At 59.3% G+C, this 25,055-nt stretch carries 22 protein-coding genes and 1 tRNA gene; 16 read left to right on the top strand and 7 right to left on the bottom strand.

From position 1 onward, the window contains the following. Window positions 1-14: 14 nt before the first annotated feature. Window positions 15-1,259, top strand: coding sequence for an RNA-guided endonuclease InsQ/TnpB family protein (locus tag AXK12_RS07370; RefSeq protein WP_156468929.1), 1,245 nt, complete (start codon window positions 15-17; stop codon window positions 1,257-1,259). A 109-nt stretch (window positions 1,260-1,368) separates the two neighbouring features. Here the strand turns inward: AXK12_RS07370 and AXK12_RS07365 are convergent, their stop codons facing one another. Further along, window positions 1,369-3,672 carry a TonB-dependent siderophore receptor gene (locus AXK12_RS07365; protein WP_068712996.1) on the bottom strand — a complete coding sequence of 768 codons (2,304 nt, stop codon included), beginning with the start codon at window positions 3,670-3,672 and terminating at the stop codon, window positions 1,369-1,371. A gap of 422 nt (window positions 3,673-4,094) precedes the next feature. On the opposite strand from AXK12_RS07365, the gene AXK12_RS07360 reads away from it, so the two are divergent. Together AXK12_RS07360 and AXK12_RS07355 are read left to right on the top strand one after the other, a co-directional pair. Further along, a complete protein-coding gene (locus AXK12_RS07360) occupies window positions 4,095-4,922 on the top strand; it encodes an MBL fold metallo-hydrolase (protein WP_068712993.1) in 828 nt (275 codons plus the stop codon). A 103-nt stretch (window positions 4,923-5,025) separates the two neighbouring features. After that, a complete protein-coding gene (locus tag AXK12_RS07355) occupies window positions 5,026-5,928 on the top strand; it encodes an NAD(P)-dependent oxidoreductase (protein ID WP_082782732.1) in 903 nt (300 codons plus the stop codon). Between the two features lie 149 nt (window positions 5,929-6,077). Here AXK12_RS07355 and AXK12_RS07350 read toward each other — a convergent pair whose 3' ends face one another. Together AXK12_RS07350 and AXK12_RS07345 are read right to left on the bottom strand one after the other, a co-directional pair. Next, window positions 6,078-7,115 (bottom strand): Gfo/Idh/MocA family protein, encoded by a 1,038-nt coding sequence (locus tag AXK12_RS07350; RefSeq protein ID WP_068712991.1) that lies wholly within the window; start codon window positions 7,113-7,115, stop codon window positions 6,078-6,080. Between the two features lie 135 nt (window positions 7,116-7,250). Beyond that, window positions 7,251-7,325: transfer RNA gene (locus AXK12_RS07345), tRNA-Cys, on the bottom strand. Between the two features lie 178 nt (window positions 7,326-7,503). Between AXK12_RS07345 and AXK12_RS07340 the strand changes: the two genes are divergently transcribed. From AXK12_RS07340 to AXK12_RS07320, 5 genes are all read left to right on the top strand, one after another. Continuing rightward, complete coding sequence (locus AXK12_RS07340) at window positions 7,504-8,928, top strand: ABC transporter substrate-binding protein (RefSeq protein WP_197457021.1); 1,425 nt, start codon at window positions 7,504-7,506, stop codon at window positions 8,926-8,928. Window positions 8,929-8,934: 6 nt separating this feature from the next. Beyond that, entirely contained in the window at window positions 8,935-10,389 is a 1,455-nt protein-coding gene (locus tag AXK12_RS07335; RefSeq protein WP_068712987.1) for an ABC transporter substrate-binding protein, read from the top strand. Window positions 10,390-10,456: 67 nt separating this feature from the next. Then, window positions 10,457-11,872, top strand: coding sequence for an ABC transporter substrate-binding protein (locus AXK12_RS07330; RefSeq protein WP_068712985.1), 1,416 nt, complete (start codon window positions 10,457-10,459; stop codon window positions 11,870-11,872). A gap of 378 nt (window positions 11,873-12,250) precedes the next feature. Continuing rightward, a complete protein-coding gene (locus tag AXK12_RS07325; protein WP_068712983.1) occupies window positions 12,251-13,126 on the top strand; it encodes a carbohydrate ABC transporter permease in 876 nt (291 codons plus the stop codon). A 54-nt stretch (window positions 13,127-13,180) separates the two neighbouring features. Further along, the gene (locus AXK12_RS07320) at window positions 13,181-14,041 is read left to right on the top strand and encodes a carbohydrate ABC transporter permease (protein ID WP_068712981.1); all 861 of its coding nucleotides are present in this window, start codon (window positions 13,181-13,183) and stop codon (window positions 14,039-14,041) included. 238 nt (window positions 14,042-14,279) lie between these two features. Here the strand turns inward: AXK12_RS07320 and AXK12_RS07315 are convergent, their stop codons facing one another. Continuing rightward, the gene (locus AXK12_RS07315) at window positions 14,280-14,807 is read right to left on the bottom strand and encodes a phosphatidylglycerophosphatase A family protein (protein ID WP_068712979.1); all 528 of its coding nucleotides are present in this window, start codon (window positions 14,805-14,807) and stop codon (window positions 14,280-14,282) included. A 73-nt stretch (window positions 14,808-14,880) separates the two neighbouring features. Then, window positions 14,881-15,513: a CDP-diacylglycerol--glycerol-3-phosphate 3-phosphatidyltransferase gene (pgsA, locus tag AXK12_RS07310; protein ID WP_231863591.1), complete on the bottom strand. Its 633-nt coding sequence runs from the start codon at window positions 15,511-15,513 to the stop codon at window positions 14,881-14,883. A gap of 82 nt (window positions 15,514-15,595) precedes the next feature. Between pgsA and AXK12_RS07305 the strand changes: the two genes are divergently transcribed. The 8 genes from AXK12_RS07305 to AXK12_RS07270 all read left to right on the top strand — a co-directional run bounded on the left by AXK12_RS07305 (window position 15,596) and on the right by AXK12_RS07270 (window position 22,951). Next, on the top strand, window positions 15,596-16,171 hold the full coding sequence (locus tag AXK12_RS07305) for a hypothetical protein (protein ID WP_068712977.1): 576 nt from the start codon (window positions 15,596-15,598) through the stop codon (window positions 16,169-16,171). A gap of 26 nt (window positions 16,172-16,197) precedes the next feature. Further along, window positions 16,198-16,692, top strand: coding sequence for a pantetheine-phosphate adenylyltransferase (gene coaD / locus AXK12_RS07300; protein ID WP_068712975.1), 495 nt, complete (start codon window positions 16,198-16,200; stop codon window positions 16,690-16,692). 290 nt (window positions 16,693-16,982) lie between these two features. Then, a complete protein-coding gene (locus AXK12_RS07295; protein WP_068712973.1) occupies window positions 16,983-18,443 on the top strand; it encodes an efflux RND transporter periplasmic adaptor subunit in 1,461 nt (486 codons plus the stop codon). Then, window positions 18,440-19,228 (top strand): ABC transporter ATP-binding protein, encoded by a 789-nt coding sequence (locus AXK12_RS07290; RefSeq protein WP_068712971.1) that lies wholly within the window; start codon window positions 18,440-18,442, stop codon window positions 19,226-19,228. The genes AXK12_RS07295 and AXK12_RS07290 overlap by 4 nt, the downstream gene beginning before the upstream one ends. A 42-nt stretch (window positions 19,229-19,270) precedes the next feature. Continuing rightward, window positions 19,271-20,479 (top strand): ABC transporter permease, encoded by a 1,209-nt coding sequence (locus tag AXK12_RS07285; RefSeq protein ID WP_231863590.1) that lies wholly within the window; start codon window positions 19,271-19,273, stop codon window positions 20,477-20,479. Window positions 20,480-20,628: 149 nt separating this feature from the next. Next, window positions 20,629-21,399, top strand: coding sequence for a tetratricopeptide repeat protein (locus AXK12_RS07280; RefSeq protein ID WP_068712967.1), 771 nt, complete (start codon window positions 20,629-20,631; stop codon window positions 21,397-21,399). Beyond that, window positions 21,396-22,166: an ABC transporter ATP-binding protein gene (locus AXK12_RS07275; protein ID WP_068712965.1), complete on the top strand. Its 771-nt coding sequence runs from the start codon at window positions 21,396-21,398 to the stop codon at window positions 22,164-22,166. Before AXK12_RS07280 ends, AXK12_RS07275 begins: the two co-directional genes overlap by 4 nt. Further along, window positions 22,163-22,951 carry an ABC transporter permease gene (locus AXK12_RS07270; protein WP_068712963.1) on the top strand — a complete coding sequence of 263 codons (789 nt, stop codon included), beginning with the start codon at window positions 22,163-22,165 and terminating at the stop codon, window positions 22,949-22,951. Before AXK12_RS07275 ends, AXK12_RS07270 begins: the two co-directional genes overlap by 4 nt. Here AXK12_RS07270 and AXK12_RS07265 read toward each other — a convergent pair. Together AXK12_RS07265 and AXK12_RS09460 are read right to left on the bottom strand one after the other, a co-directional pair. Further along, window positions 22,945-24,450, bottom strand: coding sequence for a UDP-N-acetylmuramate--L-alanine ligase (locus AXK12_RS07265; RefSeq protein ID WP_068712961.1), 1,506 nt, complete (start codon window positions 24,448-24,450; stop codon window positions 22,945-22,947). The genes AXK12_RS07270 and AXK12_RS07265 overlap by 7 nt on opposite strands. A gap of 211 nt (window positions 24,451-24,661) precedes the next feature. Next, window positions 24,662-25,055: PEP-CTERM sorting domain-containing protein (locus AXK12_RS09460; protein WP_231863589.1), on the bottom strand; the 394-nt coding region annotated here is incomplete at its 5' end.

Here is a 25,055-nt window from a genome sequence, read left to right as displayed (position 1 = left end):
ATATACTGGCAGGCATGCAGCGTCTGCAGGCCTACAAATACGAACTGATGCCGGATGGGCAGCAAAAGCGCAGCATGAGCCGTTTTGCCGGTTCGTGCCGGTTCGTCTATAACAAGGGGCTGGCGTTGCAAAAGGAGCGCTACGAGGCAGGTGAGGAGAAACACAGCTACTCGGCGTTATGCAAGCTGCTCACGCAATGGCGGGCAAGTTTTGAAACCCCGTGGCTTTGCGACAGTCCCTCCCAAGCGTTGCAGCAATCGCTCAAAGACCTTGAGCGGGCGTATGCCAACTTCTTTGCCAAACGGACGGAATTTCCACGGTTCAAAAGGAAAGGCGTGCGCGACAGTTTCCGTTATCCGCAGCCGCAACAAATTAAGCTCGATGAAGCGAATAGCCGGATATTTCTACCCAAACTGGGTTGGATGCGCTATCGCAACAGCCGCAATATTCAAGGTGTATTGCGAAACGTCACAGTATTGCTGCGTGCGGGTAAGTGGTTTGTGTCTATACAGACCGAGCGGGAAGTGGATCGGCCATTGCCTAAATCTACCAGTGCCATTGGTATTGATGTTGGTATTGTCCGGTTTGCCACGTTCTCGGACGGCAGCTATCTTGCGCCGTTAAGCAGTTTCAAGTGGCATGAAGCGGCGCTAAGAAAGGCGCAGCAGTCATTGAGCCGAAAAGAGAAATTCAGCAGCAATTGGAGGAAGGCCAAACGCAAGGTTCAGCGCCTGCACGCTCGCATTGGCAACGCCCGCCACGACTACCTGCACAAAGCCACAACCACTATTAGCAAAAACCACGCGATGGTGTGTATTGAGGATTTGCAGGTACGCAATATGTCGAAATCGGCGACGGGGACAAGCGAAGCGCCGGGGCGTAATGTCCGTGCCAAGTCTGGCCTGAACAAAGCCATACTCGACCAAGGCTGGTTCGAGTTTCGGCGGCAGTTGCAATACAAGCTGGACTGGAACGGCGGGATGCTGATAGCGGTGCCGCCGCAAAATACCAGCCGTACATGTCCCGCATGCGGGCATGTCTCAAAAGATAATCGCCAAACGCAAGCCGGTTTCGTTTGTGTCGAATGCGGTTATAAAAACAATGCCGATGTTGTCGGCGCAATTAATGTACTAAGGGCAGGGCATGCCCGGTTCGCCTGTGAAGTGAATCCCAAAAGGGATCAGCAGCAGGAATCCGCCGAGGTGATTCAGCAAAGCGGCAACGCTTCGCTGGACGCGGTAGGAATCCCCCGTCTTTAGGCGGGGGAGGATGTCAAAGATCTATGCAACGGGAACGCTTGCACCTAATGCGTTTCCCTAGGTTTTTATTAAAAAATGAGTCCAGCAGAATACACTAAATTAACTAAGCTTAGAACTTTACGGTGAATGCCCCTCGGATATTACGACCGGTCGCGGTAAACAGGCCCGTGCCGGAAAAGCGCCCGCCCGCCCCCGAGAAGTAGTTCTTTTTGTCGGCGAGATTATTGACGATCAGCCTTACACCGAAACCGCCCCACTCGTAGGAGGCACCTGCATTCAGGAGAGTTTGGCTTGGGACGAAAAAGCTAGTCTGACGCACGACGCCGAGCTGAGTGAATTCGCCGCTGGGTAAATCCCCCGCCCGACCCCCCACGTAGTTACCGCCTAATTTAAGGCTAAGCCCTTTAAGCGCTCCTTCGTCAAAGTGATAGTTGAGCATGAGTCCAGCAAGGCGATCGGCGATAGAACGCACTCGGCGACCACGTGGATCGCGCATTTTGAGATCGGTCACACTGCCTACGACCGAAAGATTGCGAGTGAGTGCTCCAGTAACTTCGAACTCGGTGCCGTGGTTTCCATAGTCAGTAAGAATCTCCGGGGGTTGGGTCAGATCGCCCGCGTAGTATTCGGGATTGCCCGTGACTACGTTAGTCTGGCGAATCTCGAAGTAGGCGATGTTTACTCCAAGCCGACGGTTAAAGAACTCCATCTTTGCTCCCCATTCCTGTTGCTTGCCCTCGCGCCATGTGGGGACGGAATCCACCACCGTCGGTGTCGCGTTAGTCGAGTGACTGTAGTAGACTGAAGCTGAGGGGGTGATGCGCACCAACACGCTCCCAAGAAACAGATCCTTGGCCTCCGCGAGTCCATTCCAAGGCCCCCCGACGAGCTTATCGCGGCCCTTGCCGTCTGTATCGTAGCGGAGGACTCCCCCCGTTAATGCAATACGATCTTCCCAAAATGTAACTCGTTGGTTGAGGTAGAGTTGCCAATTGGTGGCTTTACTTTCGTTATCCGCAATGAGAGCGCTCCCCCAAGTTGGGTTAGGATCGTAGCTTGCTAGGTCGAAGAGGTTGAGCGGGGCGAGCGCCCCCTCTCCCGCTAGCCCCACGCCTTTATCATTGGCCCAAGCGAAGCCTGCGACCGTTTGCAACTTGGCATAAGGCACCTCAACGCTAAGTACCCAGTCGTTTTGCAGCGAATAGGTATTGGTATAAGAGCCGAGATTCCGCGTCGCGCGAACTTCTATGTTAGTCGGATCATAGTAGGGCGAATCAGTCGGGACATAGGGATTTAACACCTCATCGTGATCGAGATTCGGATCTACAAGGCCCCAAGTTTGGTTAGGAGTTTGAATCCCCGTATAGGGGTTGTACCGATCAGCTAAGCCCGGAACAACTATCGCCGCTTGCTCGGAGGTTTCTCTGGCACGCTGGAAGCGGCCAGCCAAACGCATCGTCAGGTATTGGTTAAACGAGGTATTAAACTCTAGTGAAAAGCTGTGCTTCTGATACGCGAGATTGCTCCAGCCGGGAGCCCCGTTCGTCCCTCTCCAGTTAAAGCCGGGAGCAGGGGCGGGGGCTTTAGTCCCCACAGCCTCGGGATCGATAATCATAAACTGCTCACGAAACGTGATCGTTTCGAGGTAGTCGTAGCGCGTAATCAGTTCACTCGTTGGGCTAATTTTCCAAGTAAACTGCGGGGCAATCACCTTAGTGCGGAGCTTGGCCTCACTAGACACATAGCGGCGCGTGTCTTGGTAGGCAGCAATCACCCGATAGGCAAAGCGATCAGAGTCCGGAAGCGGAGCAGTCGTGTCGATCGAGACCTTTTGTGCGTCATATTGCCCGACTAAGGCCGTAATCGAGTGTTTCGCTGTAAACTCTGGGGCCTTGGTCACGATATTAATCGTGCCACCGGGGTTGCCACCGGGAGAGAGGATAGCATTGGGGCCTTTGCTTATCTCAACACGCTCAATAAGAGACTCATCAATATTGTGCGCTCCAGTATCCGAGAAGTTATTAACTAGACGCCCCGCACTTTCAAAGCCGCGTATGGTCACCCGATCTTGGAAAGTATTACCCCGGGCATCTTGGACACCGGCGATGTATTTGGCCGCCTCATATAAACGAACGGGAACGACATCCTCTAAGAACACGCGCGGGATCACCGAGATAGAGCTTGGCGTCTCGATTAATTGAGTACGGACGCGTGCAGAGGAGAGTGCATCCGCAGCACGGTAGCGGTCGACCGTATCGCTCTCGATGGTAAAAGTAGGCAAGACGACCATTTCGTCGTCGGCTTGTTGAGCTTGGTCAGCAGTGTAAGGCCTAGATTGAGCGACAAGCTCTGGCGTGAGGCGGAAAACGCAGGAACAAAGGCCAAACGCAGCAGCGATTAGGGAGGGTTTCATGGGAGCACGGGTTTGGGGGTGTTTTTAGCTAAGGAACAAGAAAGCCCGCCAAGGTTTATAAATTTTAGGGCTAAAACTAGCTAGAAAGCAAATAACGCAAAAAGAAACTCGGACAAATAAATAACTCTACAGCCCCTCCCTACACTCTACTGAACTTGAGTATAATTTTATCTCACTTAAATGGCTAAGCTAGCTGCGTGCCATTATTCAGTCGGCATGACGGCCAGCCAACAGCGAGGCTGCTGAATTCACATTTCCCCACCAAGACGGGCCCAATTGCGCCCCGCGAACGGGTAAACGGCGTCTAGCGTCGGATGCCATCGCGCTCAGGTGCCTCCCACGCTCCCGATCTTCCTTCTTTGCAAAAAATCACAGGCCCCCGCTTGCCCTCCGCAGGAGTGCGCATTACTCGTCTGCGCCCTATGCCCAGAATACCGATTGAGGACAATTTTGACGATGTGATTAACAAGACGCAGCGCGGGCTGCGCATCAGCGACGAAGACCTCGCCGCCCGCGCCGAAATCACTGCCGATCAGCTCGCCGCCGTAAAAAGTGGCACTCCTCTGTACGGCGTCATCCGTCGCGTCGCCCGTCACCTCAACCTCAGCCCTGACGCGCTCGAAGTTCTGGCGAAAAAAGCGTGGTACCCCGAGCAACCCGTGCTCCCACGTGGCTTCGCGATGTTCAACACCGCCTACGAAGACATGACCGTAAACGCCTATCTCGTCTGGGATACGCGCACGCGGCAGGCCGCAGCCTTTGACACCGGCTCGGATTGCCAGGCCATGCTCGACGTCCTCCGCGACGAACGGCTCGACCTGCACTATGTCTTCCTCACTCACACGCACGGCGACCACATCGCTGACCTCGAGCGCCTCGCCGCAGCGGCCCCCCGTGCCGAGGTCTGGGCCAGCGAGCGCGAGCCCGTCGAGCACCCCGATGCGCGGACTTTTAAAGAAAACGCCCAATTCCACCTCGGCGAGATCGCCATCAAAACGCTCTACACCTGGGGACACTCTCCGGGACAAAGCAGCTTCTACATCACGGGACTTAGCTGGCCGCTGGCCATCGTCGGCGACTCCATTTTTTCGTGTTCAATGGGCGGCAGCCCCAGCCACTTCGGGAACCAACTCCACCACAATAAGGAGAAACTGATGACGCTGCCCAAAGACACCATCATCGCCCCTGGTCACGGCCCGCTCACGACCGTTGCCCAAGAGAAAAAATATAATCCCTTCTTCGCGCGATAGATAGAGGGCTGCCCGTTGACGCGCTCCCCCGCTTAGGTGCACAGGCCCGTCTCTCCCCGCCTCCGCTCGCATCCCCTCAAAACACTCAATACTCAAAACACATATGTCCGAAAAATCTGAAAAAATCGCCCTCGTCGGAGTAGGCCGCATGGGCGGCAACATGGCCCGCCGACTCGTAGATTGCGGCTATGCCGTCACTGCCGTCTACGACGCCCACAGCGAAAACGCCACCGCACTCGCCAAAGAGATTGGTGCGAAACATGCCGAAACGCTCGCCGAGGTCACGGCGGCGGCAGACATTATCTTTACCGTCGTCACGGACGACGCGGCACAACTCTCGCTCTTCGATGAGGCCGGTAACAACACTGATACGCTCCTCACCAGCGCCCAGGGAAAACTCTTCATCAACTGTGCGACCATCAGCCCCAAGACTCATGTCGAAGTCGAGCGACGCGCCCAAGCAGCCGGGGCCGCAACCCTCGAAGCCTGCATGGCCTCCTCCATTCCCCAAGCTCGCCAAGGCACTCTCTATCTAATGTGTGCCGGTGCCGAAACGGACTTCGCCCGCGCCGAACCCATCCTCAAAACGCTCTCCTCTTCGCTGCGCTACATCGGCAGGACTGGCCAAGCCGCCCAAGTGAAGGCTCTCGTCAACATGGTCATGAACATCAACACGGCCGGCCTCGCCGAAGGGCTCGGGCTCGGCGAAGCACTGGGCCTCGACCTCGACATGTTGCGCGAAGTGTTTTCGCAAACAGGAGCCGCCTCCCATGTCCTTAAAACCGATGGCGAAGACATGCAGCGGCGCGACCACGAGTGCTACTTCTCTGCCGCGCACGCCGCGAAAGACAGTGGCATCGCGTGGACGCTCGGCGTCGAGGCGGGGCTCCCGCTCCCGCTCGCCTCGGCCGCAAAACAACAATACGAACGGCTCGTCGCGCGCGGCTTGGGCGGACTCGACAAGTCCGGTGTCGCCGAGATCACCTTTAAAGGCCGAAGCCTGTAAGCCCGATTTTCGGAACGCGATTTTACTAAGAACAAGAAACGAAAAAACCGGCTCCAAACAGAGCCGGTTTTTTATTGGGGCCGCAAAGCGAAACACACGGTGGCGGCGACACCCAACACGCCGTGTAAATACGAGTCCGTGAAGGGGCTCTACTTGTACTTCGCCGTGAGGCTGCGGCCCTTTTTCGCACTCTGAATTGCGAGGTCGATGATGTGAATCGGGCGGCGCGACCACTCGGGCGTAATAATCAGTGGCTCGCCCTTAGCGAGGTGGGCAGAGATATTCGCGTAATACTTATCCCATTGGTTAGGAGGGCACTTCACTTGAGTGGTCGTCGTACCGCTCTCCGACTTCACGATGAGCTTCATGTCGCCCTCGGCGAGGATCGTGCCCTTAGTGCCCGTGATTTCGAGGAAGCCGGGCTTCGGACTAGAGTCGATGGAGCTCATCCGCAGGCTCGACCATACGCCACTCTTGTAGCGCACGATTGCTTGGGCCTCATCCTCGTTCGTATCGGACTTCCATTTGGTTTGTTTAGCCCAGAAGCCGTTTTTAGCGAAGCCGCTGACCTCAACGATTTCCGAGTCCACCAGTTGCAGCGTATATTCGAGCAAGTGCACTCCCCAGTCGTAGAGAATCCCGCCGGAGATTGAGCGGCTGCTGCGCCACCAATCGCCCGGCTTGCCCCAGCCTCCCATACGCGCTTCCACGCGCACGAGTTCGCCGATCGCCCCCGAGCGCAAGGTCTCTAGCGCACTAAGCACGCAGCCATCCCAGTGTCGATTGTGGTAAGTGGAGAGCATGACACCCGCCTTCTTCGCGGCGGCAATCATCGCGTCGCACTCCTTAGTCGTCAGAGCCAGCGGCTTCTCGCTGATCACATGGCGACCTGCACGCAGACACTGGAGTGCGAGAGGCGCATGCGTGTTGTGCGGAGTGATGAGGACCACGAGGTTTACCGCCGACTTCTTGAGCATTTCTGTAATGCTCGCGTAGGTCTCGATCCCGGGGAACTCCTCGGCGGCCACGGCGAGCCGTGACTTGTCCGGCTCAGCCACTGCATAAGGGGTCATCCCCGCCTCCTTCATGGAGTTAAGGTGTAACCTCCCCATGCTAAAAGCGCCGCCGTAGCCGACGACACCGACTTTAATATCCGAAGCCTTCTTAAACTTAGGCGCGGTCTTCATGTACAATGTGTGTTTGGGGTGGGGTATACGAGACAATGTCTCCTCCGCAGCGACTAGCTGTCGCCCCTCCCACTCAAAAAACAGCCCGCAAATGCGGCCCGCTAAGGTGAAAAAAGCCGACGAAAAGACAATCGTTGGAGGCGCGGGCCGGAATCGAACCGGCGCATAGAGCTTTTGCAGAGCTCGGCCTTACCACTTGGCTACCGCGCCTTTGCTGAGAAAACAACGGAGCGCACGCTGAAAGCGAAAGCACAGGCCCCGCAAGTTCTTAAGTGTGCGAATTGAAAAGAAAATGCGCGCGCGGTGCCGGCGCCCCTTGTCTCCCAACGGCAGCTCCGTAAGTCCCCCCGATTGTCATAATGACAATCGCGCGTTAACCTCCGGCCCCATGACAACACAGCCGCCACCCCAAGCTGCGCCTCCCCACCCCAGCTTGCGCGAAAAACTCTCCCGTACTGTCTTTTCGTTCGGCGCGCTCGTCATCCTCGCGATTGCCGTCGTTACCAGCGTCATCGTCGCGCTCATCCCCGCCAAAGATCCCGAGGGCATCCCCTTCTGGGTAATGTCCACGCAAATACACCGCGCTTACGTGCCGGTCATCGCCGAGTGGAATCGCAAGCACCCCGAAAAACGCTTCGGCATGCAGCTCATCACCGACCGCGCCTTTGAGCGCCGCATGCTCTCCGGCTTCCTCGCCGGAACTCCAGTTGCCGACCTCCTAGAACTCAACGACGGCACTGCCCCCAAGGCTTTCCTCGGCCCCATTGATCAAGTCGGCTTCCTCGACCTCACCGACCGGATCCACGCTGAGGGGCTCTACGAGCAATTTAACGAACCCTCCTTCTCCGCCTTCACCTCGCGCGGGCGCATCTTTGGCCTGCCGCGCAGCGTGCACCCGGTGCTCCTCGCCTACCGCGCCGACCTTGTTGAAGCCGCCGGTATCGATGTCTCCCAAATCGAAACTTGGGACGACTACTTTCGCATCATGCGCCCGCTGATGGCCGACCACGACGGCAACGGACGCCCCGACCACTACCTCCTCAACCTCTCCGAAAACGATACCGGCCTCATCATCTCGCTGCTCTTCCAAAACGACGGACTCCTATTCGACGAAAACGACGCCCTCGCCTTCGCCTCCCCGCGCAACGCCCACGCCCTCGCCACTATCGTCACTTGGCTCACCGGGCCCGCACAGGCCGCCATTGACGTCCCCCTATTCACCGCCGCCGGACATCGCCAGCGGCTCGAGGGCATCGTCATCGGGATGATCCTCCCCGACTGGATGCTCGGCTCTTGGAAAGTCGAAAACCCCCAACTCGCCGGAAAAATCAAACTCATGCCGCTGCCCGCGTGGGAACGCGGCGGACGCCGTACGACTATAAACGGCGGCACAATGATCGGCATCAACAAACGCGCCGAACATATCGAGCAGGCTTGGGAACTCGCCAAGCACCTCTACATGTCCGCCGAACTCGCCGAGCAGAGTTTTAGGGAAAACTCCCTTATCACCACCGTCAAAGCCCTCTGGTCGCTCCCTATCTACGACGAGCCCGAGCCCTACTGCGGCGGCCAAATCGTCGGACGCATGTACATCGACCAAGCCCCGCATGTACCACGCAAGCCCTCATCCCCCTACGCAGGCTTGGCCAGTGAATACGTCCGCAACGTGACAATGGCCCTGCGAGCGTACGCAGAACGCACCGAAACTTATGACGTGGCCGCCCTCGAGACCGAGGCGCTCCGCCTCCTTTCCGAAGCCCAAGCCGCACTCCAAAAACAAATCGCGCGAAACCTCTTTTCCCAAACCCCCTAAGCCCCGATGCCCCACTCTACCCCGCCCCAAACCGAATCGACACCGGATAAGAAACTCAGCCAATCGCGCCCCCGCTTCCTCTCATCGCTCTCTGGAAAACTCCTCTCCCCAGGCATAGTCGTCATCCTTGCGCTCGCGCTTGCTAGCTCCGCACTCGTCTGGCTGCTTCCCGCCCGGCAGCGCAGCGGTATCCCATTTTGGCTGACGGCACACCGCCATTACGAAGCCTATCAGCCCAAACTCGACGAGTGGAACGCCCGGCACCCCGAAAAACAAGTCGCCGCCACACTCTTTCACACCCGCGCCTTCGAGCGGCGGATGCTCTCCGGCTTCTTGTCCGAAACCCCACTCGCCGACTTGCTGGAGTCCGACGTGAGTGTCATCCCCCGGGCCTTTCTCGGCCCACCCGAACAAGTCGGCTTCCTCGACCTCACGGATCGGCTCCACGCCGAGGGCATCTACGAGCAGCTCAACGCGCCCTCCTTCTCCTTTTTCACCTCTCGCGGACGCATTTACGGCCTGCCACACGACGTACACCCCGCGCTCCTTTGCTACCGCGCCGACATCGTCGAAGCCGCCGGTATCGACGTCTCCCAAATCGAAACTTGGGACGACTACTTCCGCGTCATGCATCCCTTGATACAAGATCTCGACGGTGATGGTCGCCCCGACCGCTACCTCCTCGAACTCTCCGAATACCGCACCTCGGAAATCATCATGCTGCTCCTCCAAAACGACGGAGAGATTTTCGACGAGTACGACCGCCCCATCTTCGCCAATCCGCGCAACGCCCGCACCCTCGCCACCCTTACCACATGGATCACCGGCCCCAACCGCGTCACGTCCAACACCAGCGGCCTCGCCGCGCACCGCCAACGTCTAGAGGGCCTCGTCGTCGGCGTTATCATGCCCGATTGGATGCTCGGCTATTGGAAAGTCGAGAATCCCCAAATCGGCGGAAAAATTAAACTCATGCCTCTACCCGCTTGGGAACGCGGAGGCCGCCGCACCAGCGTCCGCGGCGGCACGATGATCGGTATCAACAAACGCAGCCCCCACATCGAGACCTGCTGGGAAGTCCTAAAATACCTCTACACCTCGATCGAAGTCGCCGAGCAGACTTACCGCGACAGCTCCATAATCTCTCCGGTAAAAGCGCTGTGGGCTGCACCTTTTTACGACGAGCCAGACCCTTTCGTTAGCGGCCAGCCTAGCGGACGGCTCTACATTGAGCAGGCACCCCACGTCCCGCACCGCCCCTCTTCCCCCTACAATCCCACTGCCGAAGACTACATCGGTAGCGTCGCGATGGCCCTGCGCAGCTACGCCGACCAACACGCCGTTTACGACATCCCTCAGCTAGAGACCGAAGCGCTCCGCCTCCTACAAGAGGCCCAAGCCCGCCTCGAAAAACTCATCTCGCGAAACGTCTTTCTTACTTCGCCGCAGCACTCGCAGTGAGACTTACCCAAAGGAAGCCGCCCCTCATACTCACCCACCGCTAGCTCAGCACTCGCTCTCCGCAACAATGACTTCCTCGCACACGCCCTCTGCGCAATCGCCCACATCGAAAAAAACAGGTCTCGCCCGTGCCCTGCCCTCGGGCCGCATCCTCATCCTCTTTATCGCCATCGTCACCAGCGTTATCGTCGCCCTCACCCCAAGCGAGAAACGCGAGGGCCTCCCCTTTTGGACGATGCGTATCCGCCACTACGAAGCCTACGAGCCCAAAGTCGCCGAGTGGAACGCCCGCCACCCCGAAAAACGCGTCGACATGCAGCTCCTTCACCAAAGCGCCTTCGAGCGCCGCATGCTCTCCGGCTTCCTCTCCGGCACGCCCGTAGCCGACCTGCTCGAAGTCAGCTCCATCGTCTCGCCAAAAGCCTTCCTCGGCCCACTCGACCAAGTCGGCTTTCTCGACCTCACCGATCGGCTCCACGCCGAGGGCGTCTACGACCAGTTCAACGAAGCCTCCTTCGCCCCCTATACCTCGCGCGGACGCATCTTTGGCCTCCCGCACGATGTCCACCCCGTGCTCCTCGCCTATCGCGCCGACCTAGTCGAAGCCGCGGGTATCGACGTCTCCCAAATCGAAACTTGGGACGACTACTTCCGCGTCATGGCCCCGCTCATGGCCGACCACGACGGCGACGGTCGCCCCGACCGCTACCTCCTCGAATTTTCCGAAATCCGCCCCACCGAAATCATCATCCTCATGCTCCAAAACGGAGGCGAAATCTTCGACGCCGATGACCGCCCCGCCTTCGCCAACGCGCGCAACGCCCGCCTCCTCGCCACCCTCATCACTTGGGTCACCGGCCCAAATCGCCGCTGCCTCGAAGTCCCCCCCTCCAGTGCCTCCGGCCATCGCCAACGCCTAGACGGCGCAGTCATCGGCACCATCGCCCCGGACTGGATGCTCGGCCACTGGAAAATCGAAAACCCCGGTCTCAGCGGAAAACTCAAAGTCATGCCCTTACCGGCATGGGAACGCGGCGGCCGGCGAGTCTCCGTCGCCCAAGGCTGTATGATGGGCATCAGCAAAACCAGTACGCAAATCGACCTCGCCTGGGAGCTCGCCCTCTACCTCTACACCTCTGCCGAAGTGGCCGAAGAACTCTTCGCGACCAACTGCATCATTTCCCCGGTAAAAGCACTCTGGGACGCCCCATTTTACGACCAGCCAGACCCCTTCTTCGGCGGCCAAAAAATCGGGCGCCTCTACATCGACTACGCGCCACAAATCCCCATCCGCACCGCCTCCCCCTACACCACCAGTGCCGAGCAGGCCATCAGCACCGCTGCGATGGCCCTGCGCGCCTACGCCGACCGCAATGAGAATTACGATATTGATGCACTCGTGCCCGAAGCCCAGCGTCTCCTCGAGAAAGCCCAGTCTGAACTCATCCTCTTCATGTCCCGAAACACCCTATGGGAAGAGTAATCCACGCGAAGCAAACTCACTCCCCCATAACATTACGCAGCCACTTTCTATTTCTTGCCTCACAGAAGAGAACATCTCTACGCTCCGACTTTCCCCTTTCCCCTCGAAGTCAATTACTACCGCTTAAGTACATGTTGACAAAGCACTAGTAGCTTTCCGAGTCTGCGCCTTTCGCGCGGGTCCCCTCCTTTTCATCCTCCCCACTCCGTCAAAGTTACTCTCATGCCCCTCTCTACCTCACCGCTTGTTCTGCTGACTCCGGTGTGTGCGAGTGCCCCCAGATGACGCAGCCCTTTGTCTTTTTATAAGCAGCCGTCCCCCTACGTTACTAACGGCTGTAAGGTTAACCCCATAATTCGAAAAAATACCCTCCCCTTTATGACGACACGCTGGAACTACGCGCCATGGGTTTTTCTGACCCCTTTCCTCGGCCTATTTGGTCTCTTCGCCGTCTGGCCGCTGATTCACTCGATGGTGCTTGCCATGCAGCAAACCTACGGGCCCGGACACTCCCAGTGGGTCGGCCTGCACAACTTTAAGTTCCTTCTCTCTGACCCGCTCTTTTGGAAAGCCACGGCCAACACGGTAAAATTCGCCGTTGGCACGCTGGCCTTTCAACTCCCCATCGCCCTCGGCCTCGCGATCCTGCTCAACAGCCCGGGCCTCAAAGGCCGCGCCTTATTCCGCCTCACTTTCTTCGCCCCCTCGCTCGTCGGGCTCCCTTTTGTCGCGATGCTCTTTGCGCCCATCTTCGAGCGACGCACCGGCCTCCTCAACGTGATGCTCCACAACATCACCTCAGCTTGGGATCCCGACTTCGCATGGACGCAAAACTACATCATGACCGCCCTCATCATCGCCTCCACTTGGATGTATGCGGGCTTTAACATGGTGTACTTCCTCGCCGCCCTTCAAAACGTCTCCAAAGAACTCCTCGAAGCCGCAGAAATCGACGGCGCCGGACCTTGGCACCGATTCTGGCACATTACCCTGCCCGAGATTACCCCTGTCGCCGGCTTCGTCACCCTCCTGTCCATCATCGGCAGCTTCCAACTCTTTGAACTCAGTTGGATCATGCTTGGCGACTCCGCCGGCCCCGATAACCGCGGCCTCACTATCGTGATGTACCTTTATCAGACGGGCTTCCAAACCGGCGACCTCGGCTACGCCAGTACCATCGGCTGGGTACTCGCGCTCATCCTCATGAGTGTCGCCTATATTCAGCGTCGCATAATGAAGCGCAAAGAAGACTGAAATCCCCCCCTGCCCCCACGCCTCCAAAGCCCCAAACACAGCCACACACGCGCCATGACTGTCACACAGGTTAAACGTATCGTCGAAATCACCGTCTACACCATGCTCGTAGTTTTCGCGGTCATCACACTCATCCCCTTTGCGCACATGCTCGCGGGGGCCTTGAAGACCAAGTTCGACTACGCGGCCACCCTCTTCCTCCCAGCCGGTGACGGCTTCCTGGGCATCGGCTGGGATCGCATCACCGTTGATAACTTCGTGCGCCTCTTCACCGAGCTGAAGATCTCGCGCGCCATGCTTAACTCGCTGTTTCTCTCCTCTGTCACCTCTAGCCTCACCGTCCTCTTCTGCTCAATGGGCGGCTATGCCCTCTCGAAACTCCAGTTCAAAGGCCGCGAAGCAGTGACGATGGTCGTCCTAGTCGCCCTCATCATCCCCGGCCCACTGCTCCTCGCCCCGGGCTTTAAACTCCTCTACCAACTCGGCCTCCTCAACACCTACACCGGCCTAATCCTCCCCGGCCTGACCCCCGCCTTTGGCGTCTTCCTCTTCCGCCAGGCCATGCTCAACGGCATCCCGAGCGAACTCCTCGAAGCCGCCCGTATCGACGGGGCAAACGAAGCGCGCATCTTCTTCAGCCTAGTGCTCCCGCTCGTCCGCCCCATGATGGGCGCCTACCTCATGATCAGCTTCATGGGCACATGGAATAACTTCATTAGCCCTCAAATTATCCTCCAATCCCCTGACCTCCAACCTCTCTCTGTCGCGCTCAACAGCCTCAAAGGCATCTACGGCACCGACTACGGCCTCATCATGGCAGGGACGATTGTCTCTATCGCGCCCGTCATGTGCATCTTCCTCCTCCTACAACGCGAATTCATCGCGGGCCTCACCGGAGGGGCCGTCAAAGGCTAAGCGCGCACCCTCAAACCTAGTTTATCATAAAAGAAGCAAGCCCTAGGGCTTGCTTTTTTGCTTTTACAAGGGCGAGCGGCAACGGAGTTTGCGCCGTAAAGAAATGTGGGAGCGGGTCTTCAAGAATCTGACCCGAGGCAGGAATAACAGCTCCCCCGATGCTCGAGAGCACAATCGCTAGGGTCTGTTCCCGTTTCAAAAGCCAAAGGGCCCCACTCGATTTCGCCGCCAAATCGGCCTAGTCGAGCCAGCCCAAGCCCGTAGCGAGTGCGACGAGTCCGTGCAATGTGGCGCAGGTGGCGAGTGCGGCGGCCACGTCGTCCAACACGACACCCCAGCCACCGGGAAGGCTTTGCAGGCGTTTTATGCCGAAAGGTTTTATAATATCAAAGAGCCGGAAGAGCGCGAAACCGGCCAAGAATACCATCCAGTTCGGCACGTTGTGCGCGAGCATCGGCCAGCCAAGAAAACACAAGGGCATAACCACAAACTCGTCTAAAATCACTTCGCCCGGGTCTCGCCGCCCAAGCCGAAACTCCGCTTCGCCGCACACGCCGATTGCGACATAAACCCCAATCGCACTTAGCAAAAAAGTCCCGACCACACCGTAGCGGCCCGCAAAAAACACAGTAAAATACAACAGTCCCGCGAGGCTCCCCCAAGTGCCCGGCGCGGGCAATCGACGGCCCAGCGGTCCAAGTGTCGCGCAATTGAGCACGGCGGCAGTCGATAGAAAACGTGGCCAAACGGGTTGTTTAAGCGACATCGGAAAACGGGAACACGGGGCTAAGGCGGCGCGGCGAAAGGCGTTAAGTTATAAAAACGGCAGGACGGAAAACTCAGTCACGGACGACATAGCCGTGTTTGCGCCAATACGACCAGCCGGAGGTGAGTGCTAGCAGCACCGACGCAGCGAAAAACAAGAGCCCGATCGTGTGCACTACTTGCAGCCCCAGCCCGTGCGGCTCGGGGATAAAGTTATGCGCCAGCATCCGCCAGGCGAGTAGCCAGCCGATTGCATTGAGCTGCATAAAGGTTTTCAATTTCCCGCCTGCGTCGGCCTCGACCACCACCCCCTTGCTCGCGGCGACCATCCGCAGCCCCGAAATGATAAACTCGCGCCCGATCACACACAGCAGCAGCACCATCGCGGTCGTCCGCCATTGCACGAAGTAGCCGCCATTCACCAGCGCGACCATCAACCCGACCACCATCACCTTATCAATCACCGCATCCATGAAGCGGCCAAAGGTGGAGACTTGCCCACCACTGCGCGCCAGCTTCCCGTCGAGCCAGTCGGAAAATGCTGCAGCGACAAATAGCCAAAACGCAAAAGTCGCGCCCCAGCGGAAGTCGCCATACATCAACGCCACGATGGCGAAAAGCGCAGGCACGCGAGAGATCGTGAGAATATTGGGCAGGTTAAAGCGCACGCTGAGCACGACGACACACACGGCACCAAGCTCCTTCAACTATTTCTTTTCCCCCGCCCGCTAGGCGGGCTAGCCTCCCTGCCAACTCCCCACATTTTCGCCCCCCGCCCCGAACTCCGCCATGAATCACTCCCGACTCCTCCTTCCAAGTTACACGCTGCGCCGACTCGCACCATTTGCGCACCGGCTCCTCCTCGCGCTACTCGCCTGCACCGCTGCGGCCTTTACAGCAGGCGTTGCCCGCGCTCAACCCTTACCGCAAGGCGGCTACCCCATCTCGGCCCCCGCGCCGCTCGACCTCCGGCTCCTCCACGCACAGGCCAATATTGGCAAAAAGGACTACACCCTGTCCCCCGATGCGCCGCCCATCGTTTACCCGCTCGGCGAAAACTTCTACCGGCTCGAACTCAAAATGAAGCGCAACTCGCGCAAGAGCTGGCGCAGCGACGAGACCGTAAAAGTGCACTTTTACTACGACGGGGTGGCCCTCACCTTTTTTGGCGATCGCAACGGCAATGAACGCCCCGACCGCCGCGAAAAACGCCAAGAACACCTCATCCGCCACAAACACGAACTAGTCACCGAGGGGAACCGGACCTTCAACCGCTCGATCGATCTTCACCTCGAACTCTTCGGCGGCGAGGTCAGCTCAGCCTCCAGCCTGCGCAGCCTCAAACTTCACTTTATCTTCTTATAAGTAGCGGACTTCTCCAAAATACCACCATGCGCCACTGTATCTACCCAGGCACCTTTGACCCGATCACCAATGGTCACCTCGACGTGCTGCACCGCGCCGCCAAACTCTTCGACCACGTCACCGTCGCTATCGCGCGCAGCTCCACCAAGGCTCCGTTCTTTAGCACCGAGCTGCGACTCGCTATGGTGGAGGAAACGATTAGGGAAATCCCCAATGTCAGCGCGACGGTTTTCGACGGACTGCTCGTTAACTTCGCCTCCGAGCAAAAAGCCCAAGCCATCATCCGCGGACTGCGTGCGCTCTCCGATTTTGAGTTCGAGTTTAACATGGCACTCATGAACCGGCACCTCCAGCCCACGCTCGAAACCCTCTTTGTGATGCCCAGCGAGCAATTCAGCTACACCAGCTCCACGCTCGTCAAACAAGTCGCCAAATACGGCGGCGATGTCACCCACTTCGTCCCCCCCATCGTGGCCACCGCGCTCAAACGCGCCGCCGAAGCGCGCGGCCACATCGACTGAGAGTCGCTGGCTTTTTTTATTGGCGCAGTGCCCGCTGGCACTGCCCAGTGCCGCCTCCAGCCAGTAGAGTAGGCCCTAACTGCATCTCGGGCCTATTCAGGTAGGAATGCGCCCCGCACTGCGGTCTTAAAAAGACAAGCGCAGCTCCAAAAAAATGCGACGAGTCTCTGTCACCGACTTGCAGAGCCCACCGTCTTAGCCGCCGTTCCTGCCCTTCTGCTGGGGCAGGCCCCGCTAGTTTTAGAGCTCTCGCAAGTCCCTCAAAACCTACCCACACGCTCCTTCGCCGCATGGCCCGCAAAAAACGCTCCTCCTCCGTCCGCAAGCTCCTGATTCTCCTCGTCATCGCTGGGCTCGGCTTTGGGCTCTGGCTCCGCACCCAAAGCAGTGCTGAAGCCAGTGCCGTCTTTACCACGACGACCGTCGAGCGCGGTGATATGTCCCAGATCGTCACTGCCACCGGCCAGCTTGAGCCCGTCACCTCTATCCAAGTCGGCAGCCAAGTTTCCGGGCTCATCACTGATGTGTTCGTTGACTTTAATTCGCCGGTCAAAGCGGGCCAGCTCATCGCTCGAATCGACCCCGCGACCTACGAGCAACGCCTCCGCCAAGTCGAGGCCGACCTCGCCAGCTCGCAAGCCAGCTACGCCCTCGTGCACCTCAACACCGAGCGCACCCGCGAACTCCGTGAGAAAAACCTAGTTTCCCAGCAAGAGCTCGACCAAGCCGAGGCCAACCTCAAGCAAGCCGCAGCGAATCTGCTCACCCGCGAAGCCAGCGTCGAAAATGCCCGTGTCGACCTCGACCGCTGCTCCATCTACGCACCCGTCGACGGCATCGTCCTCGACCGGCAAATTGAGGTAGGGCGCACCGTCGCCGCCAGCCTCAACGCTCCCGTCCTCTTCATCATCGCCGCCGACCTCACCCAGATGCAGATCAACGCCCTCATCTCCGAGGCCGATATCGGGCAAATCGTCGAAGGCCAGCGCGTCAATTTCACCGTCGATGCTTTCCCCAATCGCGAGTTCCGCGGCCGCATCACCCAAATCCGCAACTCACCCACCACCTCGTCGAACGTCGTTAACTACCAAACCATCATCCAAGTCACCAACGACGACCTGAAGCTCAAGCCCGGCATGACGGCCAACGTCTCGGTAATCGTCGCCGAACGCCAAAACACCCTGCGCCTCGCCAACAGTGCACTGCGCGCCCGCGTCCCCGCCGCACTGCTCCCTCCCGCAGAAACGACCAGCTCGACCACGGGGGCCACGAGCCCGGCGCCCAATAATAGAGACGCCATGCAGCAACTCATGCGCGACGCCGGCTTCACTCCCGGCAGCGGCGCGCCCTCGCCCGAAGTCCGCGCCCGCATGCAAGAACTCGCCAAAGAGCGCGGCATCACCCTCCCGGGCGGAATGGCGGGCGGCAGTGGCGCAGCAGGCGCGCCCGGAGGCCCCGGAGGCTTCGGCACGCGTCGCCGTAGCCCGCAAAGCCCCGACGCCGATGCCGTCACGACCCGCACTGTCTACAAACTCGGCGGCTCTGCACAAAAACCGGAAGTCCTCCCCGTGACCGTCAAACTCGGCATCACCGACGGCACCATTACCGAGGTAATTGAAGGCCTAGAGGCTGGCGACAAACTCGTCACCAGTGCACTCATCACCTCGGGCAAAGCCGCCAAGGCGGTCAGCACTCCCGCGGCCTCCGCCAGTAACCCCTTCGCGCCCCAAGCCCCCACCCGCCGCCGATGAGCACCTCCCCCGTCGTCGAACTCCACGACATTCGCAAAACCTATGCCTCGGGCGAGGCCACCGTGCACGCGGTGCGCGGCATCTCGCTAAAAATCGAGCGCGGCGAATTTGTCGCCATCATGGGTGCCTCCGGCTCGGGCAAGTCCACGCTAATGAACACGCTTGGCTGCCTAGACCGCCCCACGTCGGGACAATACCTGCTCGACGGCACGGACGTCTCGCACCTCGACCGCGACGAACTCGCCGACATCCGCAACCACAAGCTCGGCTTCGTCTTCCAAGGCTTTAACCTGCTCGCCCGCACCACCGCCCTCGAAAACGTAGAGCTCCCCATGCTTTACGGTGCCGAAAACCTCCCCAAAGCCGAACGCCGCGAACGCGCCCTGCGCAGCCTCGAAATCGTGGGCCTCGCCGAACGCGCACACCACTACTCCTCACAACTCTCCGGCGGCCAGCAACAACGCGTCGCGATCGCCCGCGCCATCGCTAATCAGCCCCAGCTCCTTCTCGCCGACGAGCCCACAGGCAACCTCGATAGCAAGACTTCCATCGAAATCATGGGCGTCTTCCAGCGGCTCAATGACGCCGGGATGACCATCATCATGGTCACCCACGAACCCGACATCGCCCGCTTCTGTAAACGCGATCTCCTCGTGCGCGACGGCCTCCTTGTCAGTGACACGACCGTATCGCCACGCACACTCGCCGACGAAGAGCTGCGCCGCTACCTTGCCAACGCCCCCAAGGACGAAATGCCGAGCACAGCCACTCCCAAAGCCGCCTAACGCCTGCCAAGGCTACGCCCCTAGCTCCAAAACACGTCACCCGTGAGATTCGGAATCACCATCGCTATCGCCCTACAAGCCCTCCGGCGCAATGTCATGCGCTCCGCGCTCACCGCGCTCGGGATCATCATCGGCGTCGCCGCCGTCATTGCGATGGTCGGCATCGGCAACGGGGCCAAATCTCAAGTCGAAGCCCAAATCGCAGGGCTTGGCCAAAACGTCATCCTCATCTGGCCAGGCACTAGCACCACTGGCGGCCTCCGTGGCGGTTGGGGCAGCAGTAGCACGCTCACCCGAGCTGACGCCCAAGCGATTGCGAACGAAATCCCCGGCGTCATCGGTGTCAGTGCCGAGATGCGCGGCATGGCCCAACTCATCGCAAACGGGCTAAACTGGCGCTCCCAAGTCCTCGGCGAAGAAGTCGACTATCTCCAAATCCGCAGTTGGCCCCTCGCCGAAGGCGCGATGTTCACCGAGCAAGACCAAGACCGCTACGCCAAGGTTGTCGTCATCGGCCAAACCGTCGTCGAGCAGCTTTTCCCTGACGAAGACCCGGTCGGCCAAAGCATCCGGATCTTCAACTCCCCCTTCCGCGTCGTCGGTACCCTAAGCCCCAAAGGCTTCAACTCCTTCGGCCAAGACCAAGACGATGTGGTTATCATGCCCATCACCAGCTACCTCAGCCGCTTCAGTTGGCAACGAAACCTCAGCTCCATCCTCGTCCAAGCCGATGCGCCCGAGCACATGCCCCGCATCCAAGAAGCCATCGAAGACCTCCTTGCCGAACGCCGCCCGGGCGGGCGCGTCGACTTCACCGTGCGCAACCAAGTCGAAATCGCCGAAGCGGCCACTGCCACTACCCGCACCATGACACTGCTCCTAGGGGCAATCGCCGGCGTATCGCTCCTCGTCGGCGGCATCGGCATCATGAACATCATGCTCGTAAGCGTCACCGAGCGCACGCGCGAGATCGGCATCCGCCTCGCCATCGGTGCGCGCAGCCGCGACGTCATGCTCCAGTTCCTCACCGAGTCGGTCGTCCTCAGTGCCTTCGGCGGACTACTCGGGGTCGCCCTCGGCATCGGGCTCTCGCAACTCATGTCGCGGCTCAACGGATGGCCCACCCTCGTGTCGACCGACGCCATGCTAATCGCCGTCCTCTTTAGTGCCGCAGTCGGCATCTTCTTTGGTTACTACCCGGCCCGCAAAGCCGCCCTCCTAGACCCAATCGACGCTCTGCGCTACGAGTAAGGCATGCTGCTCTGCCTGTGCCGCGCACCTCGCGGATATGACGAGGCACGGCAACAGGTGCTCCCCGCTGACGCGAGGGCCGGCGCTCCAGCCTTAACCATTAAGTTCTGGAAGCCCGCGCGAAAGCTGGCGCAGTCTTTGCGCGAATCATGCCCTACGCTGGCTCCCTGTTATTACTCGTCTGCTTGCTCTTTACACCGCTGCTGTCGGCTGCGGGGGGAAACGCCGGCCCTGACTCTCCCGCATTTCAGGAAGCGCGAGCACTCTTCATGGCACAGCGTTATCCCGAGTCGCGGCGTGCCTTTGAGGAGTTGGGCTCGACCACTGAACCGGACAACCCACGCATCCATTACTACCTCGGTCGGATCGCGATAAAGCGCAGCGACGAGCGGGATGCGATTTTTCACTTAGAACGCGCGACCGCACTCGCCCCGAGTAACAGCGGCTACTTCGCCGAACTCGGTGCGGCCTACGCACTCGCCCTTGATAAGGCCGCGACACTCAAAAAGCCGGGTCTCGCACGCAAAGTCCGCAGCACGCTCGAACACGCCGTCACACTCGACCCGAGCAATCTCGATGCCCGCGAGGGACTGGTCGATTACTACCGCCAAGCACCGAGCTTCCTCGGTGGCGGAATCGCGAAAGCCTTCGCTCAAGCGGAGCAGATTCGAGCGCAAGACGCAGAGCGTGGCACCCGACTCCTCGCCCACCTTTATCTACGCTCAAACGACACCGCACGCGCTATCGAGGTTTATGAGGCCTTCCTAATCGACAATCCCGACAACGCCTTCGCCCATTACACACTCGGACAACTCGCTGCAAAGGTGGGCGAGAAAACCAAAGCCCGCCAAGCTTACGAAACCGCTCTCACACTCGCCCCAGACTTTGCCGCAGCCCGGATCGCCCTCGATAACCTGTGAGTTCAAACACTGCAGCCCCCATCGTCGAATTTAGCGCGCTCAGCCATCGGTATAAAAATGGCGACAGCTCGCTCGTCCTCGATCGACTCTCCCTAAAAGCCCGCCGCGGCGAGTTCATCAGCTTCATCGGCCCGAGTGGCTGCGGAAAATCCACCCTCCTGCGACTCATCGCGAGGCTCCTCCCTGTCACCACAGGCACACTACAACTCGCGCCACACACGGAGGTCGGCTTCGTTTTCCAAGATCCGACGCTGCTGCCTTGGCTCACAGTCGAGGCCAACGTCGCGCTCCCGCAAACGCTGCGCAGCCACTCAACTAAGCAAAGGCCACAAACGGCAAAAGCTCTCCTAGCGCTCGTCCGGCTAACCGAGCACTCGCGCGCCTATCCGCACGAACTCTCCGGCGGCCAAAAAATGCGCGTCTCAATCGCACGCGCCCTCACGCTCTCGCCGCAGCTCCTCCTCCTCGACGAACCCTTTGGCGCACTCGACGAGATGACCCGCGAGCACCTCCAAGAAGAACTCCTCGCACTGCACGCCGCGCAACGCTGGTGCGGGCTCTTCGTCACGCACTCGGTCGCCGAAGCCGTCTTCCTCTCCGACCGCATTTTTATCATGAGTGCCAACCCCGGAAAACTCGTCCACGAGGTCTCAATAAAACTCCCCAGCGAACGCGACGCCGACACACGCCTAAGCCCCGCTTACCAAGCCCAAGTCGCCGAAGTCTCTCGCCTCCTTCGCAACGTCGAAACGGCAACCGCCTCATGAGAAACAAGTTGCGAACAATCGGCTACCCGTGCGCGACCGGTGCACTCGTCATCGCGCTTTGGTATGGGCTCTGGCACCGGCTCTCGCCGGAGACACGTTTCTTGCTCCCGCTGCCGCACGAAGTCCTCGCGGCACTACGCGACAACTTTGCGCTGCTCACCCGTGCCATCCTCAACACCACACAAGCCGCCCTCCTCGGTTTCGGCCTAGCAATCCTAGCGAGCGTCGCGTGCGCGGTAGTGCTCTCGCTTTCGCGACTCATCCGGCTCAGTCTCTACCCCTACCTCATGATTCTGCAGATGACGCCCATCATCATCATGGTGCCCATCCTCATCCTCTGGGTCGGGCCCGGCCTGCCGAGCGTCGTCATGGTCACCTTCCTGATGTGTTTTTTTCCACTCGTCGTAAACACGACCCAAGGGCTCATCTCGGCGGATCGCGGACTCGTGGATCTCTTCAAACTCTATCGTGCAACCGAAGCCCAAACCCTCTGGCGGCTGCGGCTGCCCGGTGCACTCCCGTATTTTTTTACCGGCCTGCGTATCGCCGCCGTCCTCGCACCGATCGGCGCACTTGTGGGCGATTACACAGCGGGCAGCACCGTGCGCGGGGCCGGTGGACTCGGCTTCCAAGCCGTCCTCTTTAGCTCCCAAGGCAAATACGCCGCACTCTTCGCCACAGCAGGGCTTACCTGCCTGCTCGGCTTCCTTTTCGTATGCACCGTCCTCGGGCTAAGCTGGCTGTGCCTGCACAAATGGCACAGCTCGTATCACCAGAATCATTGAGCCAAGGCCTTCGCCGCCGACACGTAGTCCTCAATAATCCCAGCAAACGAGCCGCTCGTAAAAAACACGACTAGCTGCGGCGACCGATTCAACCGCCCCGGCTCACTACTCTCGCCAAGCGCGGGCAAAGTCTCCTGCAGCATCAGCTCCAACAACGCCTCACGCCACCCCGCCGACTGCGCTAGCGCACGAGTCGCCGACTGCGCTAGCGCACGAGTCGCAGTCTTCGCGACCACTCCCTTTTTAGCCAGTTCCTCAATGACTCGCGCCGTGTCAAAACGCGCCGCGCCCTCAACACGCGGCTCAAAAGTCGCCCCCAAATACACACGGTCGGCCAGGCTCAGCGCCGCGATAAAGCCCTCCAAAAGCACGCTCGTTCGCGCCGTATTACTGCGCGGCTCAAAGGCCGCGCAAAGCACATGCTGCGGGTAGCGCGCACGCAGCGAGCGCAAGGTCTCGGCAATCGCAGTCGGGTGGTGGCCGAAATCCTCAATCACGGTGAGCTCGGGCGTATCCACTCGCCGCTCCTGCCGGCGGCGCACACCGCGAAACCGTGCAAGCCCGCCGAGGTCGAAGCTGCTCGGACTATCCGGACACACGGCAAGCGCCGCCGCAGTCGCGGCCATCGCGGCATTGCGGGCATTGAAAATGCCCGGCTGTGCCCAGCGTACCTTAGCCCACACTTCGCCGCGCCAAAAAAGCGAAAAGGCCGCCCCATTCACATCCTCTGAGAAATCGACCAACTGCACCTCGCAATGCGCGCCCGTCCCCACCCGGACAACGCGCGTCCAGTCAATCGGCCCGAGCGCAGCAAGGTTTTCGTCATCCCCATTCATCACGATATAGCCGCTGCTCGGAACGATCCGTGTAAGGTGTTTAAAACTACGCTGAACGTCCGCCAAATCCCTGAAAATATCGGCATGGTCGAACTCCAGATTGTTGAGCACCGCGATCTGCGGCGCGTAGTGGATGAACTTACTGCGCTTGTCAAAAAACGCACTGTCGTACTCGTCGCCCTCAATGACAAAGGGCTCGCTCGGCTCCCCGAGATGCTGCCCCACCGGCGGCTCAACAGGCACACCGCCAATCAGAAACCCGGCATCGCGCCCATTTTCCCGCAGCAGAAATGCCGTTAACGCGCTCGTCGTAGTCTTCCCATGCGTGCCACAAATGACAATCGGACGACGGCCTTTTAGAACAAACTCGGCCAGCCAAGCGGGCAGCGAGGTATAGGGGATTTGCCGCGAATCGAGCAGCCACTCGACCTCGGGATTCCCACGCGAAAGCGCATTGCCAATTACCACCAAGTCGGGCGCGAGCGCCGCCAGCCGTCCGGCAGCATAGCCCTCGTGAATGGCGATGCCGGCCTCGTGCAAAACCGTACTCATCGGCGGATATACGCCCGCATCGCTCCCCAGCACTTCGTGCCCGCTAGCACGCGCGAGTAGCGCCGCATTTCCCATCGCCGTCCCGCAAATCCCCATGAAATAAATCTTCATCTGCTGCGCAGAGCATCGGGCTCCAAACCGAATGTCGAGGGCGCAGCCAAAGAGCGTTTTATCGAGTTGCGCGCAAGACCTCGCCCTTGAGGGCGGGGTCTTGCGCGCTATTCGGTAAAAAGCCACAGCGAGGCCAGTGGCGCTCCAACCCTATCCGCGTAGTTTCCCAAAAACGTGCTCGCCTGAACGAGCACCTCTTGCACAGAGCCTATCAGGATAGGCGTTTCCCCCCTCTCTTTCGCCGAAACGAGGCTACGCCGACTCCCAGGGCAGCGAAGATTTGCCCGTAAGTGCCGGGCTCGGGGATGGGAGTCCACAGGTTGTATGTAGGCACGATGAGATCATAGGGAGCCCACTCGCAGCACGACCAATGATTACCCTGCCAGTAATGGCGAACCTCCATTAATTTTCCACCTATCTCGATGGTAATACTCCGGAGTTTTTCCCAATTCGAAGAACGGTGGTGGTGCCCAGCAATACTATTATCCCCAAGGTTTTTGATTACCAAATATCCGCCCTCTGCTATATTTAATTCATCAAAAAATAGAGTCGTACCTTGAACCCCATTAAAATCAATCACGCCAACATGATCTAAGGAATTATCT

Origin of the sequence: Cephaloticoccus capnophilus (assembly GCF_001580045.1) — a bacterium.
In the GTDB taxonomy this organism is placed as follows: domain Bacteria; phylum Verrucomicrobiota; class Verrucomicrobiia; order Opitutales; family Opitutaceae; genus Cephaloticoccus; species Cephaloticoccus capnophilus.
This window is presented reverse-complemented; position numbering and strand designations above follow the sequence as displayed.

What these genes read in the sequence shown, in the direction of transcription:
- AXK12_RS07270 (WP_068712963.1), top strand. Translation starts at nt 22,163, where the DNA reads ATGAGAAACAAGTTGCGAACAATCGGCTACCCGTGCGCGACCGGTGCA.
- AXK12_RS07365 (WP_068712996.1), bottom strand. Translation starts at nt 3,672, where the DNA reads ATGAAACCCTCCCTAATCGCTGCTGCGTTTGGCCTTTGTTCCTGCGTT.
- AXK12_RS07315 (WP_068712979.1), bottom strand. Translation starts at nt 14,807, where the DNA reads ATGTCGCTTAAACAACCCGTTTGGCCACGTTTTCTATCGACTGCCGCC.
- AXK12_RS07280 (WP_068712967.1), top strand. Translation starts at nt 20,629, where the DNA reads ATGCCCTACGCTGGCTCCCTGTTATTACTCGTCTGCTTGCTCTTTACA.
- AXK12_RS07340 (WP_197457021.1), top strand. Translation starts at nt 7,504, where the DNA reads ATGACAACACAGCCGCCACCCCAAGCTGCGCCTCCCCACCCCAGCTTG.
- AXK12_RS07350 (WP_068712991.1), bottom strand. Translation starts at nt 7,115, where the DNA reads ATGAAGACCGCGCCTAAGTTTAAGAAGGCTTCGGATATTAAAGTCGGT.
- AXK12_RS07305 (WP_068712977.1), top strand. Translation starts at nt 15,596, where the DNA reads ATGAATCACTCCCGACTCCTCCTTCCAAGTTACACGCTGCGCCGACTC.
- AXK12_RS07265 (WP_068712961.1), bottom strand. Translation starts at nt 24,450, where the DNA reads ATGAAGATTTATTTCATGGGGATTTGCGGGACGGCGATGGGAAATGCG.
- coaD (WP_068712975.1), top strand. Translation starts at nt 16,198, where the DNA reads ATGCGCCACTGTATCTACCCAGGCACCTTTGACCCGATCACCAATGGT.
- AXK12_RS07325 (WP_068712983.1), top strand. Translation starts at nt 12,251, where the DNA reads ATGACGACACGCTGGAACTACGCGCCATGGGTTTTTCTGACCCCTTTC.
- AXK12_RS07320 (WP_068712981.1), top strand. Translation starts at nt 13,181, where the DNA reads ATGACTGTCACACAGGTTAAACGTATCGTCGAAATCACCGTCTACACC.
- AXK12_RS07355 (WP_082782732.1), top strand. Translation starts at nt 5,026, where the DNA reads ATGTCCGAAAAATCTGAAAAAATCGCCCTCGTCGGAGTAGGCCGCATG.
- AXK12_RS07330 (WP_068712985.1), top strand. Translation starts at nt 10,457, where the DNA reads ATGACTTCCTCGCACACGCCCTCTGCGCAATCGCCCACATCGAAAAAA.
- AXK12_RS07360 (WP_068712993.1), top strand. Translation starts at nt 4,095, where the DNA reads ATGCCCAGAATACCGATTGAGGACAATTTTGACGATGTGATTAACAAG.
- AXK12_RS07370 (WP_156468929.1), top strand. Translation starts at nt 15, where the DNA reads ATGCAGCGTCTGCAGGCCTACAAATACGAACTGATGCCGGATGGGCAG.
- AXK12_RS07295 (WP_068712973.1), top strand. Translation starts at nt 16,983, where the DNA reads ATGGCCCGCAAAAAACGCTCCTCCTCCGTCCGCAAGCTCCTGATTCTC.
- AXK12_RS07335 (WP_068712987.1), top strand. Translation starts at nt 8,935, where the DNA reads ATGCCCCACTCTACCCCGCCCCAAACCGAATCGACACCGGATAAGAAA.
- AXK12_RS07290 (WP_068712971.1), top strand. Translation starts at nt 18,440, where the DNA reads ATGAGCACCTCCCCCGTCGTCGAACTCCACGACATTCGCAAAACCTAT.